At 41.8% G+C, this 15,183-nt stretch carries 16 protein-coding genes and 1 tRNA gene; 7 read left to right on the forward strand and 10 right to left on the reverse strand.

Going from position 1 to position 15,183, the window contains the following annotated elements; genetic code table 11:
* Positions 1-103 precede the first annotated feature (103 nt).
* The 3 genes from U2P89_RS07855 to U2P89_RS07865 all read left to right on the forward strand — a co-directional run bounded on the left by U2P89_RS07855 (position 104) and on the right by U2P89_RS07865 (position 2,639).
* The gene (locus tag U2P89_RS07855) at positions 104-409 is read left to right on the forward strand and encodes a DNA-binding protein (RefSeq protein ID WP_313382025.1); all 306 of its coding nucleotides are present in this window, start codon (positions 104-106) and stop codon (positions 407-409) included.
* Positions 399-1,589, forward strand: coding sequence for a primase-helicase family protein (locus U2P89_RS07860; RefSeq protein ID WP_409568077.1), 1,191 nt, complete (start codon positions 399-401; stop codon positions 1,587-1,589). Before U2P89_RS07855 ends, U2P89_RS07860 begins: the two co-directional genes overlap by 11 nt.
* Before the next feature lie 201 nt (positions 1,590-1,790).
* Positions 1,791-2,639: a CHC2 zinc finger domain-containing protein gene (locus tag U2P89_RS07865; RefSeq protein ID WP_313382023.1), complete on the forward strand. Its 849-nt coding sequence runs from the start codon at positions 1,791-1,793 to the stop codon at positions 2,637-2,639.
* 233 nt (positions 2,640-2,872) lie between these two features.
* On the opposite strand, the gene U2P89_RS07870 is transcribed toward U2P89_RS07865, so the two are convergent.
* The 7 genes from U2P89_RS07870 to U2P89_RS07900 all read right to left on the reverse strand — a co-directional run bounded on the left by U2P89_RS07870 (position 2,873) and on the right by U2P89_RS07900 (position 6,968).
* Complete coding sequence (locus tag U2P89_RS07870) at positions 2,873-3,118, reverse strand: integrase core domain-containing protein (RefSeq protein WP_313382022.1); 246 nt, start codon at positions 3,116-3,118, stop codon at positions 2,873-2,875.
* Positions 3,119-3,754 carry an IS3 family transposase gene (locus U2P89_RS07875; protein ID WP_322191178.1) on the reverse strand — a complete coding sequence of 212 codons (636 nt, stop codon included), beginning with the start codon at positions 3,752-3,754 and terminating at the stop codon, positions 3,119-3,121.
* A complete protein-coding gene (locus tag U2P89_RS07880; protein ID WP_286880050.1) occupies positions 3,697-3,993 on the reverse strand; it encodes a transposase in 297 nt (98 codons plus the stop codon). The genes U2P89_RS07875 and U2P89_RS07880 overlap by 58 nt, the downstream gene beginning before the upstream one ends.
* A 141-nt stretch (positions 3,994-4,134) precedes the next feature.
* Entirely contained in the window at positions 4,135-4,485 is a 351-nt protein-coding gene (gene tnpB, locus U2P89_RS07885) for an IS66 family insertion sequence element accessory protein TnpB (protein WP_091910086.1), read from the reverse strand.
* A 3-nt stretch (positions 4,486-4,488) separates the two neighbouring features.
* Entirely contained in the window at positions 4,489-4,845 is a 357-nt protein-coding gene (gene tnpA / locus U2P89_RS07890) for an IS66 family insertion sequence element accessory protein TnpA (RefSeq protein ID WP_091910088.1), read from the reverse strand.
* A gap of 406 nt (positions 4,846-5,251) precedes the next feature.
* A complete protein-coding gene (locus U2P89_RS07895; protein WP_091910091.1) occupies positions 5,252-5,791 on the reverse strand; it encodes a hypothetical protein in 540 nt (179 codons plus the stop codon).
* A 73-nt stretch (positions 5,792-5,864) separates the two neighbouring features.
* Entirely contained in the window at positions 5,865-6,968 is a 1,104-nt protein-coding gene (locus U2P89_RS07900; RefSeq protein ID WP_053826678.1) for a hypothetical protein, read from the reverse strand.
* 231 nt (positions 6,969-7,199) lie between these two features.
* Between U2P89_RS07900 and U2P89_RS07905 the strand changes: the two genes are divergently transcribed.
* Both U2P89_RS07905 and U2P89_RS07910 read left to right on the forward strand, forming a co-directional pair.
* Entirely contained in the window at positions 7,200-9,125 is a 1,926-nt protein-coding gene (locus U2P89_RS07905) for a tetratricopeptide repeat protein (protein ID WP_091910096.1), read from the forward strand.
* Between the two features lie 49 nt (positions 9,126-9,174).
* Positions 9,175-9,786, forward strand: a complete 612-nt coding sequence (locus U2P89_RS07910; RefSeq protein ID WP_074010783.1) for a response regulator — start codon at positions 9,175-9,177, stop codon at positions 9,784-9,786.
* 253 nt (positions 9,787-10,039) lie between these two features.
* Here the strand turns inward: U2P89_RS07910 and U2P89_RS07915 are convergent, their stop codons facing one another.
* The gene (locus U2P89_RS07915) at positions 10,040-10,801 is read right to left on the reverse strand and encodes a helix-turn-helix transcriptional regulator (RefSeq protein WP_322191141.1); all 762 of its coding nucleotides are present in this window, start codon (positions 10,799-10,801) and stop codon (positions 10,040-10,042) included.
* A gap of 299 nt (positions 10,802-11,100) precedes the next feature.
* Between U2P89_RS07915 and U2P89_RS07920 the strand changes: the two genes are divergently transcribed.
* A complete protein-coding gene (locus tag U2P89_RS07920) occupies positions 11,101-11,646 on the forward strand; it encodes an N-acyl amino acid synthase FeeM domain-containing protein (protein WP_322191142.1) in 546 nt (181 codons plus the stop codon).
* Positions 11,647-11,912: 266 nt separating this feature from the next.
* Here the strand turns inward: U2P89_RS07920 and U2P89_RS07925 are convergent.
* A tRNA-Leu gene (locus U2P89_RS07925) sits at positions 11,913-11,996 on the reverse strand.
* 357 nt (positions 11,997-12,353) lie between these two features.
* Between U2P89_RS07925 and U2P89_RS07930 the strand changes: the two genes are divergently transcribed.
* Positions 12,354-13,436 (forward strand): mannose-1-phosphate guanylyltransferase, encoded by a 1,083-nt coding sequence (locus U2P89_RS07930; protein WP_322191143.1) that lies wholly within the window; start codon positions 12,354-12,356, stop codon positions 13,434-13,436.
* A gap of 54 nt (positions 13,437-13,490) precedes the next feature.
* Here the strand turns inward: U2P89_RS07930 and asnB are convergent, their stop codons facing one another.
* Positions 13,491-15,167, reverse strand: a complete 1,677-nt coding sequence (gene asnB / locus U2P89_RS07935; RefSeq protein ID WP_322191144.1) for an asparagine synthase B — start codon at positions 15,165-15,167, stop codon at positions 13,491-13,493.
* Positions 15,168-15,183 lie beyond the last annotated feature (16 nt).

The following is a 15,183-nucleotide window of genomic DNA, read 5'->3' on the forward strand; positions in this document are numbered from 1 at the left end:
GAACAGGGGTCAGCTTGTTCCGGAATGAGGGGTCAGGATAAAACGGAATTTGCACAATTGAGTCCGGAAGCAAATTATTGTATAACTATAAAAATTTCCGATTATGAACTATCGTGATTTATTGAATTCCGGGGCGAATGTGAGTATAACACTCAAACTGGAAGATCTGCGGGAAATCTTCAGAGAGATGGCGGGCAGTCTTAAGTCCGTACCCAAAGACCCACCACCCGAAGAATTCCTAAGTCGTAAAGAGGTTTTATCTATTCTTAAAATTGATTCTTCTACTTTGTGGAGTTGGGAGAAAACAGGTTACATCAAATCATTCCCATTTGGAGGACGAAAGCGGTATAAATCTGTAGATGTCGAAGCAATACGCACCGGCAGGAAAGGAGTACGACATGGAAAATAAAGAAAAATATATCCGTGTCGGGACAACTTTGTATAAAATTGTTCGGCGTCCGCTGATCAGTGGCGATTATATTGAAGAGAAAATCCTCTGGAGTTATGAGGCCCTTCGGCAAGATTATGGAAAGAATAATCTCCCCGAAATTGAGAAATACGATGGCTTTTGCATTATCCCGAGTCATATAAACTACCAACAGATTTATGGAACCTTTCTTAACCAATACGAACCTATCAACCATACGCCTTGTGAGGGGGATTTTCCTTATATCCGGTTATTCTTGAAACATATTTTTGAGGAACAAATAGAGCTGGGGCTGGACTATATTCAACTTTTGTATACCCGGCCAACACAGATGCTTCCCATTCTTTTACTGGTATCTAATGAAAGGGAAACAGGCAAAACAACGTTTCTGCGATTTTTGAAAATAATTTTCGGGAAGAATGCCACATTCAATACGAATGAAGATTTTAAAAGCCAGTTTAATGCCGATTGGGCAAACCGCTTGTTAGTTCTGGTCGATGAGCTTCTTTTGAATAAGATGGAAGACACCGAAAAGATAAAAAATTTATCAACCGCCGGCGACTATAAGATCGAAGCCAAAGGAAAAGACCGCAGGGAAATTGAATTCTTTGCCAAATTCGTTCTTTGTTCCAATAACGAAAAGAATCCCATTATCATTCCGAAAGAAGAAATTCGTTTTTGGGTTCGGAAAATCAAACCGGTTGAAAAAGATATAACTTCTCTAAGAGAGTTGATGACAAAAGAAATTCCCTGTTTCCTGCATTTTCTTATGAACCGGAAGCTATCTACACAAAACGAATCCCGCATGTGGTTTAAACCGTCATTACTGGAAACTCCCGCCTTGAATAAAATCAAGAAGTACAATTCGAGTAAAGTTGAGATTGAAATGGCTTCTTATTGTGCCGAAGTTATGGAACGCCTCGAACTAAACACATTTCATTGTTGTCCGAAAGACTTCTTGGATATTATGCGGACTGCCGGACTGAAAGCGGATATTTCTCAGATTCGAAGTATTTTGAAAGATAGTTGGGGATTTCGTTCTGACCGTAACAGCGACTATACTTTTTATTGGGTTGGTTTTGATGGAGAGATACATCCAATGAAAAGAAAAGGACGGTATTTGGAGATAGAAAAAAATTTGGTGGATAAAATCCTGTTGTAATGTTTTCTTTTCATCGCTAATTAATTATCAATCAAAAAGAACATAATTGCAACAAAACCACAACAAACATACAACAAAATCAAAATTGTCGGTAACCAATAACAACGAAAGTAGCATTTGTTGTGTGTATGTTGAATTTATAATTTATTGGAATACTGTAGAATATCCCAACCCTACAACAAATCAACAAAAAATAGAAATATGCAATCAGACAATATAAAAAACATACCCATCCGGGATTACCTGAAAAATCAGGGAACTTATCCTGCAAAAGAATATTCCGGTTACGGAATGTACAGAAGCCCGTTCCGTGACGAACGCACGCCGAGCTTCAAAGTCGATTACCACCTGAACCTATGGCACGATTTCGGGAGTGGTGAAGGCGGAAGCATCATCGATCTGGTGATGAAACTGGATAGATGCCCTTTCATTGATGCAATTGAGCAATTGAGAAACTTTTCATTCATGCCCGTGAAAGAAGAACAACATTCATTAAAATTAGACTATTTCTGCGCTCGGCATAGCTCAAACAAGTTTGGCTCTGCCCTCACTGATCGAAATAGTTCTTTTTCCTTTCATCGGAATCCTGAAAAGAACAACGGGATCATCCTGATAGAAGAAAAACCGTTGGAACATCCCGGACTGTTGGAATACCTGCAAAACCGGAAGATTGATTTAACCATCGCAAGGGAACATTGCCGGGAGGTACATTATCAAACCGGGGGACGGGAGTACTTTGCCATCGGTTTTGCCAACGATGCGGGAGGGTATGAAATACGCAACCCCTCTTTTAAAGGCTGCATAGCGCCCAAGGACATCACCCATATCCGGCAGGACGATAGAAAGGAAACCTGTTTTCTTTTCGAAGGCTTTATGGACTATCTTTCCCTGCTCACTATACGGCAGCAACTCAATCCGGAATATCCGAGTTCCAACTGGCACGACAATATCATACTCAACTCCACGGCAAACCTGAAAAAAGCATTGCCATTATTGGCGGATTACGATCAGACGTATTGCTTTCTTGACAATGACAAGGCAGGAATTTAATACTCCCTATTCTCTGTACCGATTAAGCGGGGTTTTTAACTAAAATATTGTTCTCGAATTTTTTCACATTATCGTTTTTTTACTTGTAAACCAGCCATTCTTGAAGCAAATGAGTAAGTCAAGCTTTTTGGAAAAAATACAACTCCTTTTGAGTGGAGATTTTTCCCAAAACCCGTCAGGGATTTAGCTTGATGTCTCATTTGGTGCATGTACATTTGTTTACAAGTAAAAAATTATGCACTTAACCGGAACACGCTTACCGGCGTTCTTCTACCCACACCCTGGTGGGTTTTCTCCTTGTTGTAATGATTCACAAACCATCGGATCCCTTTCCAGAGTGTGGTACCGTTCTCTGCCGGAAACGGGTAAACATAATCCTGTTTCAATGTCCTCCAGAACCGTTCAATATAGATGTTGTCCGTTGCCCTGCCACGGCCATCCATGCTGATGCTGATTCCAAGTTCATTGAGCCTGTTCACCTACGCCGGGCTGGTAAACTGACTTCCCTGATCCGAGTTGATAATCCCGGGCACACCGTGCTCATCTATTGCCCCGTCAAGGACTTCAATCACGTTCTCTCCATGAAGGCTGTTATGAAGTCCCCATCCAACAATAAAACGACTGTACACGTCTATGATTGCCGTTAGATACATGAAACTCCTGTCCATGGGTATGTACGTGATGTCAATCTCCCAGACCTGGTTCGGATGGTCTACATCAAGATTACGAAGCAGATAGGGATAGATATAGTCGGATAGGCCCAATTTGCTCAAATTTCGCTTTGGATATTGAGCTATTATCTGCGCCTTGCGCATGAGTCGTCTCACTCGCTTGGGATTGACCCGTAAACCCTGTGCCAACAAGTAGTCTTGCATTTGCAGAACTCCGTAAGTGGGATGATCCTGATGGTGTTTATCCATTTTCTTCATAATCTCAAGATTCGCATCACATTCTCCTTTTGCCACATAGTAAAGACCGGATTTGCTGATCCCCAGCAGATCACATTGGCTCTGGAGGCTTATACAATCATCTTTCGATACAAGGCTTCGACGTTCAATTATTCCAAGCCTAACTGTTTCGACTTTTTTTTTAACCAGTCCCGCTGCATCTCCAATTCACCTATCTTGGCGAAGAGCTCCCGTCGCTCCTTTTCAAAGTCAGCTTCACTCTTGGGACCTTGTTTCGAGAAGATTTCTTCTGAACGTTTCAGAAACTCATTTTTCCACGTGCTGATCACTGTGGGGTGAACACCATAACGGGCACTTAACTCGGATAACGTCTCGCGTTCCTTGATCGCTGCCAATGCAACCTCTGCCTTGAAGGCGGCTGAATGTTTTCTTCTTGACTTGTTCATATCACAAATATAAGCATTTAATCTTTGCTTAGTTCGTGGTACAAATTTCGGGGAGTATTATATTTTTCTGTCAGATTACGAGAGTAAAGATACAAAAAAGAAGCAATAAATGCAAAGGAAAAGGCAACTAAAATCGTCTGTTTATGGGCTTTCCCAGCGTTTTTTGTAGTGACATTTTTCAGCGTTAATACCCTGTACCATCAGCATCAGTTTTTGCCAGGAAAAGGGGTGAGTTTTGCCTTTTTCATCAAGCGGGGGCAGTGCAAAATTGCCTTTCTCCAGTTTCATGTAGTAGATCACCAGTCCGCCGTGCTCCATGTGCAATGCTTTCATGCTCGTGCAATGACGGTTCAGAAAGATGAACACGTCACCGCTGCGTACATCCTGTCCCATCCCCTCAGTGACCAGCCCGCTTAAAGTGTAGAACCCTTTACGCATGTCCGTTGGAAAAGGGTAAAGCCAGTAACGCATCGAGGCGTTCAGATTGAACATGGCTTACTGGGTTAAAAGGATTAATGAACGCAGCTGAGTCGGATCAGTCCCAATGGGAACACGCACTTTAACGCCATTGGGATAGACTATTTCTAGAAAATTCCCTGGTATGGGATCAACATGCACCGGAATCGGTTTTTGATGGACTGCTTTGTTTGCAGGCAATGAATTGGAACCGGTAAAGACGATCGGAACAAAACCGGACTCTCGAACTGTTCTGTAGTTGTGCTCCTGCAATCTCTTCTGCCAGTAATAAAACCTGGATTCAACGATTGACTCGTTCCGGCAAAACTCTTTTATGCGAAGCCCGCTGGACTGGTAACGATCAAATATCTCCTCAAACTGCTGTAATGTCCACATGTTATTTTTTATGGGCAAATATAGCAAGGATCAGAAGTTAAAATAGGACGGGGTTTACCGAATGCTTACAGTGGACACTAATGATATTCATATATAAACGAAAATCACCACATTCGCACAAAATATTCGATTATGGACGAATATATTGCAATAATTGAAAAGTATAACTTATGGGTAGCTTACACAAATAGGAAAGGTGACAGTAGTGCTTCAAAAATAGTTTTACACTATGATGACACTTCAATGGGTAATTTCCAAAAAAAAAGAGCTACAACTTTAAGCTGTAACCCTTTTCTTGCGGTATGAACGGGACTTTGAATCACATGGTAAACGGCTGTATAGAAACGGATAAGTTTACTGAAAATTGAGATGCAACACGAATCAACCTCGAATGAAATGCAGTCAATTAAAACTTAAACGATACACCTGCGTTTAAAACGGCTATTCCGTACCCTAATTCGGCAAAAGCAGCGAAATTATCATTAAAAAACCAGCGGCTGCCGAGAAAAATAGAGTATCCTATTCCGCTTCCGTAACTGTTTGGTCCCGTGTAATCTCCACTCGAAGAATATGTCACGATATTATAACCCAGCATCAAACCCACGTAAGGATCGAGTTGTGGAACACTTTTGAAACCGTGGTGATGGTATGCACCGCGCGCTCCCACTAACCAGTAATTCCATTTCTGAGAGTAACCTGCGTCTTTGTAGGAATATCCGGCATTTCCGAAATAGCCTCCGATGCTTATTACTCCGGCATCTTCAATATCCCACATTCCGTGGTCGTAAGCGAGTGTCACGGCAGGACGTCCGGTGCCCAGGCCGCCTAAAACGGTTCCTATACCGATTCCTAAGTTTACTGCGCCCATGTCTTTTTGAAACTGTTGAGCGGATAAAGGCATGATTGTTACGGCTGCCAATAGGGCAATAAAGATAACTTTTTTCATTGTTTTTGATTTTTAAAATGTAGAAAATAATTTGTTTATTTTATCATTGAATTGAAGATTAATACCTTTTATATCAGGGATTCTTTGCGTAACGGATATTCACACTTTCCTCGTAATAGGGATTACCACTATAAGCATTTCGAAATCCCAGCCAATCGCCTTTTGCTGGTGCAGAGGCATTTCCATCACCGTTCGTGTCGCCGCCTACCGAATCGTCTTTATATGAAGTGAGAATCGCTGAGGATGGCAGGATAACGTTTGATGCCGAACTGCGTTGAATGCCGGCACCGGCCCGCTTGAATTTTATCACGGCATTAGAGCCTATGTCAATTACCTGAGAACCGTATACCTGTATATATTCATCCAATATATAAGGCACTTCGGTAACATGCCATTGCACGGTTGCATCCAAACCGCCGCTGCTGCGTATCATGGCAATTCCGTTGTGGCTGTTTTGTTGTTGTGGATTCTCCGGATTATGGAATTTATTGTTGGGATTCACCGTGTAGTGCGTCCAGACATACAACGGTTTTCCATTGTCATAGAACGAATTGTTGGTAAACTTTTGCATTTCGGGGTTGGTCATCGCCGCACCACCGTAGAATGCCGTGGCATTTTCGTAGGATGCTGACGGACTGAAAAGCGTATGCGCAAACCGGCAGTTGTCGAATTCGAAAGAACTAGCACCTACCTTTAATGCGTTATAAAATCCACCGCTGTTTTGTCCGGCATAAAAGAAATCCACGTATTTAAACAGGTGTCCCGTGCCATCTTGCAGATTGATCCTTTCCCAATCACCTTTTTCAGGCATCGTGAGTGCTGCATCACCATTGGAGTCGCCACAATAGCGGTCATCGGCAAGCGATGTGAATACAATGCGTTTTTGCGGTGTACCGGCTGCTATTACTTTTCCTTCGATAACATTAATGGAAGCATCTTTCAGCTTCACGGTTACCCCGGGTTCTATTGTCAATACATTGCGTATGGATATCGTCTGTCTGATTACATAGACGTTTCCCTCTGTCCACGTGGTAGGTGTGGTAATGTTCTCCGTTACTTCTACGATGTTGCAGCCTTGTGGAATTTCTTCCTGCAACAAATCGTCCTTTTCGCACGAAGCGAGAAACAAAAGTGCGGCAAGCATTGCCAAACAAGTAAAATTAAAATACTTTTTCATTGCTGTGATGATTTAAAATGTTGATTTAATATTTTGTATTGTGTTAAAGATGACCGTTAGTTTTTATTTTCGATATTTTTACACATCTTTACCGATGCAAATGTACAGTGTCGCGAAAGCGAAAAATACCCCCAAAAAGGGGTTTTATCTTGTGGCGGTTCAATATTAACTTTGTCATAAGTAAAAAATTAAAGACTCACAGCTTTATAACACACTTGTAATTAAATAATTATGAGAATAAGGAATCCAATTATTATATGTCTTCCACTCTTCTTTCTCTTTTTCATGTCGATAAGGTTGTTTTCGCAGGATGTGGATTCACTTGTTTTGAAGCATACAGACAAGCATGGAAAAGTGAATGTTGATTCAATGCTGGCAGTGGGTAAGCAATACCTTTACAGTCGTCCTGCCAAGTCGTTCGAAATTACCGAAAGAGCTATCGCCATCGCCGAAGAACAGAAAGACCAGATGCAGCTCGCCAGCAGCTACAGAAGCATAGGGGCTATATTTACGTTGATAAATACTGATTTAGACTCATCGTTTCATTACCTGGAAAAAGCGGAACATGCCTACCGTAAGTTACAGACAAGGGAAGCCACTCTCGGCTTGGGAATGGTCTTTCATAATTATGGTACAGTGAAACAGATTCAAGGTGATTACGTAAAAGCCATCGATTATTACATTCAGGCATCGAAGATATTTGATGAAGTTGAGGATTCTCAATTTTCGCCTTATACACTCAATAATCTTGCCACATTATATGGTCTCGTGGGTGATGCTCAGAAATCGGAAGCGTATGCGCACCAATGTATCTCCTTGGCTGATAAAAACGGAGATGAGTTTATGACTGCAACAGGGCGTATTATTTTAGCCGATGCGTTAATGACTCAAGAAAAGTACGAAGAGGTGCTCCCTTTGCTTCATCAAATATTGGATTATGGCAAGGAGCAGGATGACCCATACAAAATATTTCTGTATCATCTAAATTACGGCAAGTATTTGATGAGTTATAAAAAAGATTATGCTTCAGCCCTGCAGGAGTATGAAAAAGCGCAGCAACTCGCCACACAAGTTGGTGATGAGTGGGAGATCATGCGCAATGACCTGGCTCTTTCCGAAGCATATCTGATGAATGAACAGTATGGCAAATCACAAGAAGCGGCAGCAAAGGCGCTGAACACTGCCAAAAAGCTGCAAGCGAAAGACAAGCAGCGCGAATCGCTGTGGGTATTGGCACATACAAACGCACATAACCGTGATTTTGAAACTGCTTTTCAGCAACTTGATTCGGCATACCTGTTAAAAGATTCTGTTTATGCTGAAAACAACCGGCAGCAAATGGCATTGTTGGAAACGGAATATCAAACAGAGAAAAAAGAAATCCGGATCAACACATTGGAGAAAGAACGTGTTCTTTATGGAATCATATTCGCGGTAAGCTTATTGGGAATAATTATTTTGCTGGGAGCACTCTATCTTCGTCAGAGAGCAAAAAAACACCTGGCTCAGCAACAGGTGATTCAATTGGAAAAAGAAAAACAACTCATTGCCACACATGCCATTCTTGAAGGAGAAGCCACCGAGCGCACACGTTTGGCGCGCGACCTGCACGACGGACTTGGCGGCATGCTTTCGGCAGTGAAACTTAATTTATTTGATATGAAAAAAGGTGGAGCACTCCTCGCTTCGGAAGATGTGATACAATTTAATAAAGTGGTGGATATGCTGGACAGCTCCATCAACGAGCTAAGGCGCGTTGCGCATAACATGATGCCCGATTCACTCTCGCGATACGGGTTAAAGGTTTCGTTGCAGGATTTTTGCGATAGCCTTTCCATCGTGCAGTTTCATTTCTTCGGCAATGATGAACGTCTTGAGAACACATTGGAGATCATGATTTACCGCAGCGTACACGAGTTGGTAAACAACGCGCTGAAATATGCCGAGGCGGAAAACATAAACGTACAGATCGTTCAGCAACCCGACAGGGTTTCGCTCACCGTGCAGGACGATGGGAAAGGCTTCGATCCAACTACTCCTGTTAAAGGCACCGGACTGAACAACATTCGCACGCGCGCGGAATCGGTTGGCGGAAGCATGAATATCTTCTCTGAACCGGGAAAAGGAACTGAAATTAACGTGGAGTTCAAAATTTAAAGAGACTGAAGACAGGTGTCGGATGACGAATGCAAAACATAAATTTAACATGATAACCGTACATATTGTTGATGACCATAAAATATTGGTGGAAGGCCTGCAAAAACTAGTCGATGAATCGGGATTTGCCAAAACCACGGCTGTCAGTTATACCGGCAAAGAATGTATGACGCAACTGCGACGCGAGCAACCCGATGTGATTTTGCTCGATATAAACCTTCCCGATGCCAGCGGCATTGATTTGTGCAAGGAAATAAAATCGCTTTTCCCGAAAGTGAAGATTGTGGCGTTGACAAGTTATTCTGAATACGCCATCGTGAGGCAGATGATAGAGAACGGTGCTTCGGGATACGTGATTAAAAACGCCATGCCCGAAGAAATCCTGATGAGCATCGAGTCGGTTGCCGACGGCGAGACTTTTCTCTGCGAGCAGATCGATATGCTGATGAAGCGCTCCACCAAACAGCATATCTGGCTCACACCACGCGAGAAAGAATTATTGAAATTCATTGCCGATGGCTTCACGAATGTAGAAATCGCCGAAAAACTGTTTCTCAGCGTTGAAACCGTGAACAGTTACCGGAAAAATCTGCTCCTCAAACTCGGTGCACGCAATACAGCCGTCTTGGTTAAAATGGCATATGAAGAAAAATTGATATGACTCTGTGGCGTAAGACTCTTGCCAAATAAAGTGAATATTCTTGTCTGACCTGGAACTGTCCTACAAATTGGGAAGGCTACAGAATGAAAACTTGTTTCAAAAGGCAGGTTTTTGGATGATCAATTTATTGATTCGAGAGATCGTAAGATAATTCTTACAATAGTTCCATTTTTGTTTCCGGTGTCTGACTTGTCGGTAATCGTGTAATTAATTTCAAATTATGGGAAGAGATAGTCCACAATTGAATCATTATTTATATCAATCGATAATTTATTGCAAAACTGATTGCTTCTGAAATGTTGGCTACATCTAGTTTTTCTAACAGGCTTTTCCGGTAGGACTTTACAGTATCAAAGGAACGACTTATAATGTCAGCTATTTCAGTCATTGTATATCCCATAGCTGATAGTTTTAGCACTTCTTTTTCCATGTCTTTTAGTTCAGGACGAGAAATTTCCGTCCACTTTCTTTTCTGTCTATTGTATATCCAAAATTGTTTGGATTTATATTTCGACATAACAAGTTCTCCGAATCTGTTACCGCTTGATATTGAGGCTGTACAAAGGCCTAACCAAACCTGCCCATTTTCCGTTAATCTTAAAGGAGTTATCTGATGGTTTATTAACTGTTTCTTTTGCGAGAGACTATTAATGATGTGAAAATCATATGAGATTGTATAGTTTTTCTTTTCTTTAATAGGAATGTTCTGGATAAACTGAAATCCAACACTATTCGCTTCAAGTAACAGGTTTAAATCCTCTAAGGGAACTTGATTGATATAGAATTTATATCCTAACTGTCTTACTTCACTAGCATCCATTCCACAAAGAAAGAGAGGATTCTCTGAAACATAAAGAAAGTTTTGCCTATAATAGTCGATCACATAAACACTCCTATAGGTAGTTCGAGCAAAAGCGTCAATATCTTCAAGTATAGTCGCAACTGCATTGTAAGCCTCTTCAGGAATCTCATCTATTCTATTTTCTTTAATAAAAAAGTCTTTTACTTTTATCATATAACAAACTTGGGAAATATTAACATCAAAGATAAAAAAACTTTTTTACAACATTATTGAGAATCAAAATTACCCATTTGGGTATTGTTATTTATTAAAAGTACGGCTATTTTTGCGTGATTTAGTGGTAATTTTTATAAACACAATAATGGACAAATATATCACATCTTTTGAAAACTGTTCGATATGGCAACTCTCAAAAGCAGGTCTTCTCTCCCTATCAAAGTTTGTTGTAAATGAGAACTATAAACATCACAAAATTTTAACCGACAATACACAAAAAAAAAAGAGAAGAGGTTATGGCTGTTTATAGAGAGGAGATCCAATATTTTTCAAAATCGAATATTTTTGTGGCAAAGAACCGCCAGAATGAAATCATTGGTACAATTCGCATAATGGAATGGAATAGAAATGATGAACTTCCAATAACAAAAATATTCGGGATCAAAGAACTAGATGATATTTCTCCTGCAAATAGCAACGCTCACATTTGGCATGTCGGTCGATTTGCCGTACGTTCCGATTTAGGGAACCACGGAATACAACTATTCAGAATTTTAATGATGTATGCTATTATGCCGATTATGCAATATGAGAAAGGTATAATGTTTGCGGAGTGCGATAGTAAATTATTTAGAATCGTCAACCAACTAGGATTTAGAGCTATTGCATTGAATGAAGGCATACAATACTTAGGATCTGATACAATTCCCATGTACTCAACACGTGATGGTATGCTAGAGTTTGTGGAAAGGAATATGAATTTATTACTTGATAAGAAGGAGAATGTAAAAGATAATTTGCCGCATCTTATTTCTACTTTTATGAATAGGCTAAGAGCATAAAATATTTTTGTTTCCTTTATAGTTTCAATGCTCAATACAGTTGAGAAAATTATTTTCTTACAAGGAAACAATATTAGTTTTCCTATATTGAAAACTATATGGATCACGAAAATTCAATCTTAAAATGCCGTGTTTAGTCAATATAAAATATTGCTAAAATAGTGTAAATTTTCGAACTTTCTCAAAAATGCGGACAAATTGCGGACACGGCAAGAAAAACAAAAACGCTAAATTATTTATTACGAATAATTTAGCGTTTTAAACTGTACCCAGAGCCGGGATCGAACCGGCATGGAAGTGAATCCACTGGTGTTTGAGACCAGCGCGTCTACCAATTCCGCCATCTGGGCATTACCAAAAAGTGAATGCAAAAGTACACATATTTTTGATATTTTGAAACAGGTTGGTGCTCTTTTTTACAGATATTCGATCAATTCGTGTTTTTATTTGAAGTTTTGATTGTCTGTTTTATGTTCTGATATCTTTTTACGGATGTATTTTTCGGATCACTTCTTATCATTTTTATGTTATGTTTCCGGCTGCTTCGCGATGCTGTTTCCGTTTTGTTTTGTACCTTTAAAGGCAAATTTGAGGAGACCATAAACAAATTGTTGTGGAAGGATGTTATTTAACTAAATAGGAACCCGTACACAGAAAAAAGTAGATAAAGGTGAATTTCATTTTTAAAAACATATATAATCTTAGGAATGAGAAACAATCATAATTATTGTGTAATCATGAGCGGCGGTGTGGGAAGCCGCTTCTGGCCCTTCAGTAAAGAGGGAAAACCCAAACAGTTTCTTGATTTCTTCGGAACAGGACGGTCGTTGCTGCAAAGTACTTTTGACCGGTTCAAACAAATAGTTCCGGCAGAGAACATATACATTGTGACGAACGATGCATACGCTGAAATGACGAAAAAGCAGTTGCCCGAACTGAAAGATAACCAGCTCTTGCTGGAGCCGATCAGACGAAATACCGCTCCTGCCATTGCTTACGCTTCTTTCAGGATAAACGCGATCGATCCCAACGCGAATATAGTCGTCGCTCCGTCGGATCACCTGATCGTGAATACTGACGAGTTCGTGGCCGATATTCAAAAGGGGCTGGATTTTGTAAACACCAATCCGGTCTTACTTACGCTCGGAATTAAACCCAGTCGTCCCGAAACAGGCTATGGCTATATTCAGGTGAATGAGGAGGAGACGGGTGGAATACATAAGGTGAAGGCGTTTACCGAAAAACCTAATTTGGAACTGGCTAAAAAATTTGTCGACAGCGGTGAGTTTGTATGGAACTCGGGTATTTTCCTGTGGAATGTAAACACCATCCTGGATGCTTTTAAAAAGTACCTTCCGGATATCAACCAGAAGTTCAGCGAGGGAAAAGAGGTGTTTAACACGCCCGACGAGAAAAAGTTTGTCGATGCGAGTTTCCCGTTTTGTCCTAATATATCCATCGATTATGGTATCCTGGAGAAAGCGGATAACGTATATGTGAACATCTCCAACTTCGGGTGGAGCGACCTGGGAACCTGGGGCGCCCTGCATGAGATCTCGGATAAGGATGGGGAAAGCAATGCCAGCCTGCACTGCAAGTCCCTGTTTGTAGAGAGTAACGATAATGTCGTCGCGATGAGTGAAGACAAACTGGTCGTCTTACAGGGTCTTGACGGATATATTGTGGCTGAGTCGGACAACGTGTTGATGATCTGTAAGAAAAGTGAAGAACAAAGGATTAAACATTTCGTGACGGACGTAAAATTCCGTTATGGAGATGAATATGTTTAATCCTCGGAAGAAGACATCAAGCCGGGTATCCCGTAAGGGGCGTACTCTTACTGATCAATACGCCTGCTGATACCCGTGCTCATGTATCTTGCCGACCGCTCTTCCTGAGGGGTCGGCATTTTTCCTGAATTGTTCGTCCCATTCCAGAGCAACCGGTGTACTGCATGCTACCGAGGGGACCGACGGTACGCACCGGGCAGCACTATCCGACGGGAACAGTTCGGAGTAGATGCAGCGGTACATATATTCTTCTTTTGTCAATGGCGGATTGATGGGAAAGCGATGATGTACATTGGCCATCTGTTCGTCCGTTACCTCATGTGCTGCTATCTCTTTTAAAGTATCGATCCAGCCATATCCAACACCATCGGAGAACTGCTCTTTCTGCCGCCAGGCCACTTCTTCGGGCAGATAATCCTGAAATGCCTGACGAAGGATATGTTTTTCAATCTTACCGTTCCCTGCCATTTTGTCTTTCGGATTGAGGCGCATGGCTATATCTATAAATTCTTTGTCGAGGAAGGGTACACGCCCTTCCACTCCCCACGATGCCAGCGATTTATTGGCCCGCAGGCAGTCGTACTGGTGCAGTTTACTCAATTTCCGGACAGTCTCCTTATGGAATTCTTCAGCATTGGGGGCTTTGTGGAAATAAAGATATCCTCCGAAGATCTCATCCGCACCCTCGCCGGAAAGCACCATCTTTACTCCCATCGATTTAATAAAGCGGGCAATGAGGTACATCGGCGTACTCGCGCGGACTGTCGTCACGTCATAGGTCTCGATATGGTAGATCACATCGCGAATAGCATCAATCCCCTCCTGAATAGTGTAATGGATTTCGTGGTGTACCGACCCGATATGGTTTGCCACTTTTCTGGCGGCCGCCAGGTCGGGTGATCCTTCCAGTCCGATGGCAAAAGAGTGTAGTTGCGGCCACCAGGCATCCTCGCTATTGTCAGTTTCCACCCGTTTAGCGGCAAATTTTTTGGCGATGGCGGAAATGATGGAGGAGTCCAGTCCGCCTGAAAGCAATACCCCGTAAGGCACATCGCTCATCATCTGGCGTTGTACTGCATCTTCCAACGCCTGTTTAAGAAGTTGTACATCGGAAACATTCTCTTTCACATTATCATATTCCGTCCACTCACGGGAGTACCATTGCCGGAGCTGGTTATCACTACTATAAAAGTAATGTCCGGGAGGAAATTCTTCAATACTATTGCAGTACCCTTCCAGTGCTTTCAATTCCGATGCCACATAGTAGGCTCCATCCTGATCCCATCCCTGATAGAGAGGGATGATGCCGATGTGATCCCGTCCAATAAGGAAAGCATCCTTTTCGATGTCGTACAAGGCAAAGGCAAAAATACCGTTCAGGTCATCCAGAAAACCGGTTCCCTTGTCCCGGTACAGCGCAAGGATCACTTCACAATCGGATTGGGTAAGGAAATCATACTTGCCCTCATATTGCTTCCGGATCTCACGGTGGTTGTATATCTCACCGTTTACAGCCAGCACTAATTTACCATCCTTGCTGTAAAGAGGCTGATTGCCCGATGCAGGGTCGATGATCGAGAGGCGTTCGTGCGCCATGACCGCTTTGTCGGAAGAGAAGATACCCGACCAGTCGGGTCCGCGGTGGCGTAATTTCCGTGACATTTTCAGTAATTGCGGACGTAACTCTTCTTCGGATTTTTTTATATTAAATGTGCAAACTATTCCACACATGTTATTTCTTGTTTTT

Source organism: Proteiniphilum sp. (genome assembly GCF_034331125.1).
Taxonomy (GTDB): Bacteria; Bacteroidota; Bacteroidia; order Bacteroidales; family Dysgonomonadaceae; genus Proteiniphilum; species Proteiniphilum saccharofermentans.

Bases quoted from the DNA above. Each gene is read 5' to 3' on its own strand.
- U2P89_RS07905 (WP_091910096.1), top strand. From the start codon at position 7,200: ATGAGAATAAGGAATCCAATTATTATATGTCTTCCACTCTTCTTTCTC.
- U2P89_RS07860 (WP_409568077.1), top strand. From the start codon at position 399: ATGGAAAATAAAGAAAAATATATCCGTGTCGGGACAACTTTGTATAAA.
- tnpA (WP_091910088.1), bottom strand. From the start codon at position 4,845: ATGTGGACATTACAGCAGTTTGAGGAGATATTTGATCGTTACCAGTCC.
- U2P89_RS07865 (WP_313382023.1), top strand. From the start codon at position 1,791: ATGCAATCAGACAATATAAAAAACATACCCATCCGGGATTACCTGAAA.
- U2P89_RS07855 (WP_313382025.1), top strand. From the start codon at position 104: ATGAACTATCGTGATTTATTGAATTCCGGGGCGAATGTGAGTATAACA.
- U2P89_RS07930 (WP_322191143.1), top strand. From the start codon at position 12,354: ATGAGAAACAATCATAATTATTGTGTAATCATGAGCGGCGGTGTGGGA.
- U2P89_RS07880 (WP_286880050.1), bottom strand. From the start codon at position 3,993: ATGAACAAGTCAAGAAGAAAACATTCAGCCGCCTTCAAGGCAGAGGTT.
- U2P89_RS07895 (WP_091910091.1), bottom strand. From the start codon at position 5,791: ATGAAAAAAGTTATCTTTATTGCCCTATTGGCAGCCGTAACAATCATG.
- U2P89_RS07900 (WP_053826678.1), bottom strand. From the start codon at position 6,968: ATGAAAAAGTATTTTAATTTTACTTGTTTGGCAATGCTTGCCGCACTT.
- asnB (WP_322191144.1), bottom strand. From the start codon at position 15,167: ATGTGTGGAATAGTTTGCACATTTAATATAAAAAAATCCGAAGAAGAG.
- tnpB (WP_091910086.1), bottom strand. From the start codon at position 4,485: ATGTTCAATCTGAACGCCTCGATGCGTTACTGGCTTTACCCTTTTCCA.
- U2P89_RS07920 (WP_322191142.1), top strand. From the start codon at position 11,101: ATGGCTGTTTATAGAGAGGAGATCCAATATTTTTCAAAATCGAATATT.
- U2P89_RS07915 (WP_322191141.1), bottom strand. From the start codon at position 10,801: ATGATAAAAGTAAAAGACTTTTTTATTAAAGAAAATAGAATAGATGAG.
- U2P89_RS07910 (WP_074010783.1), top strand. From the start codon at position 9,175: ATGATAACCGTACATATTGTTGATGACCATAAAATATTGGTGGAAGGC.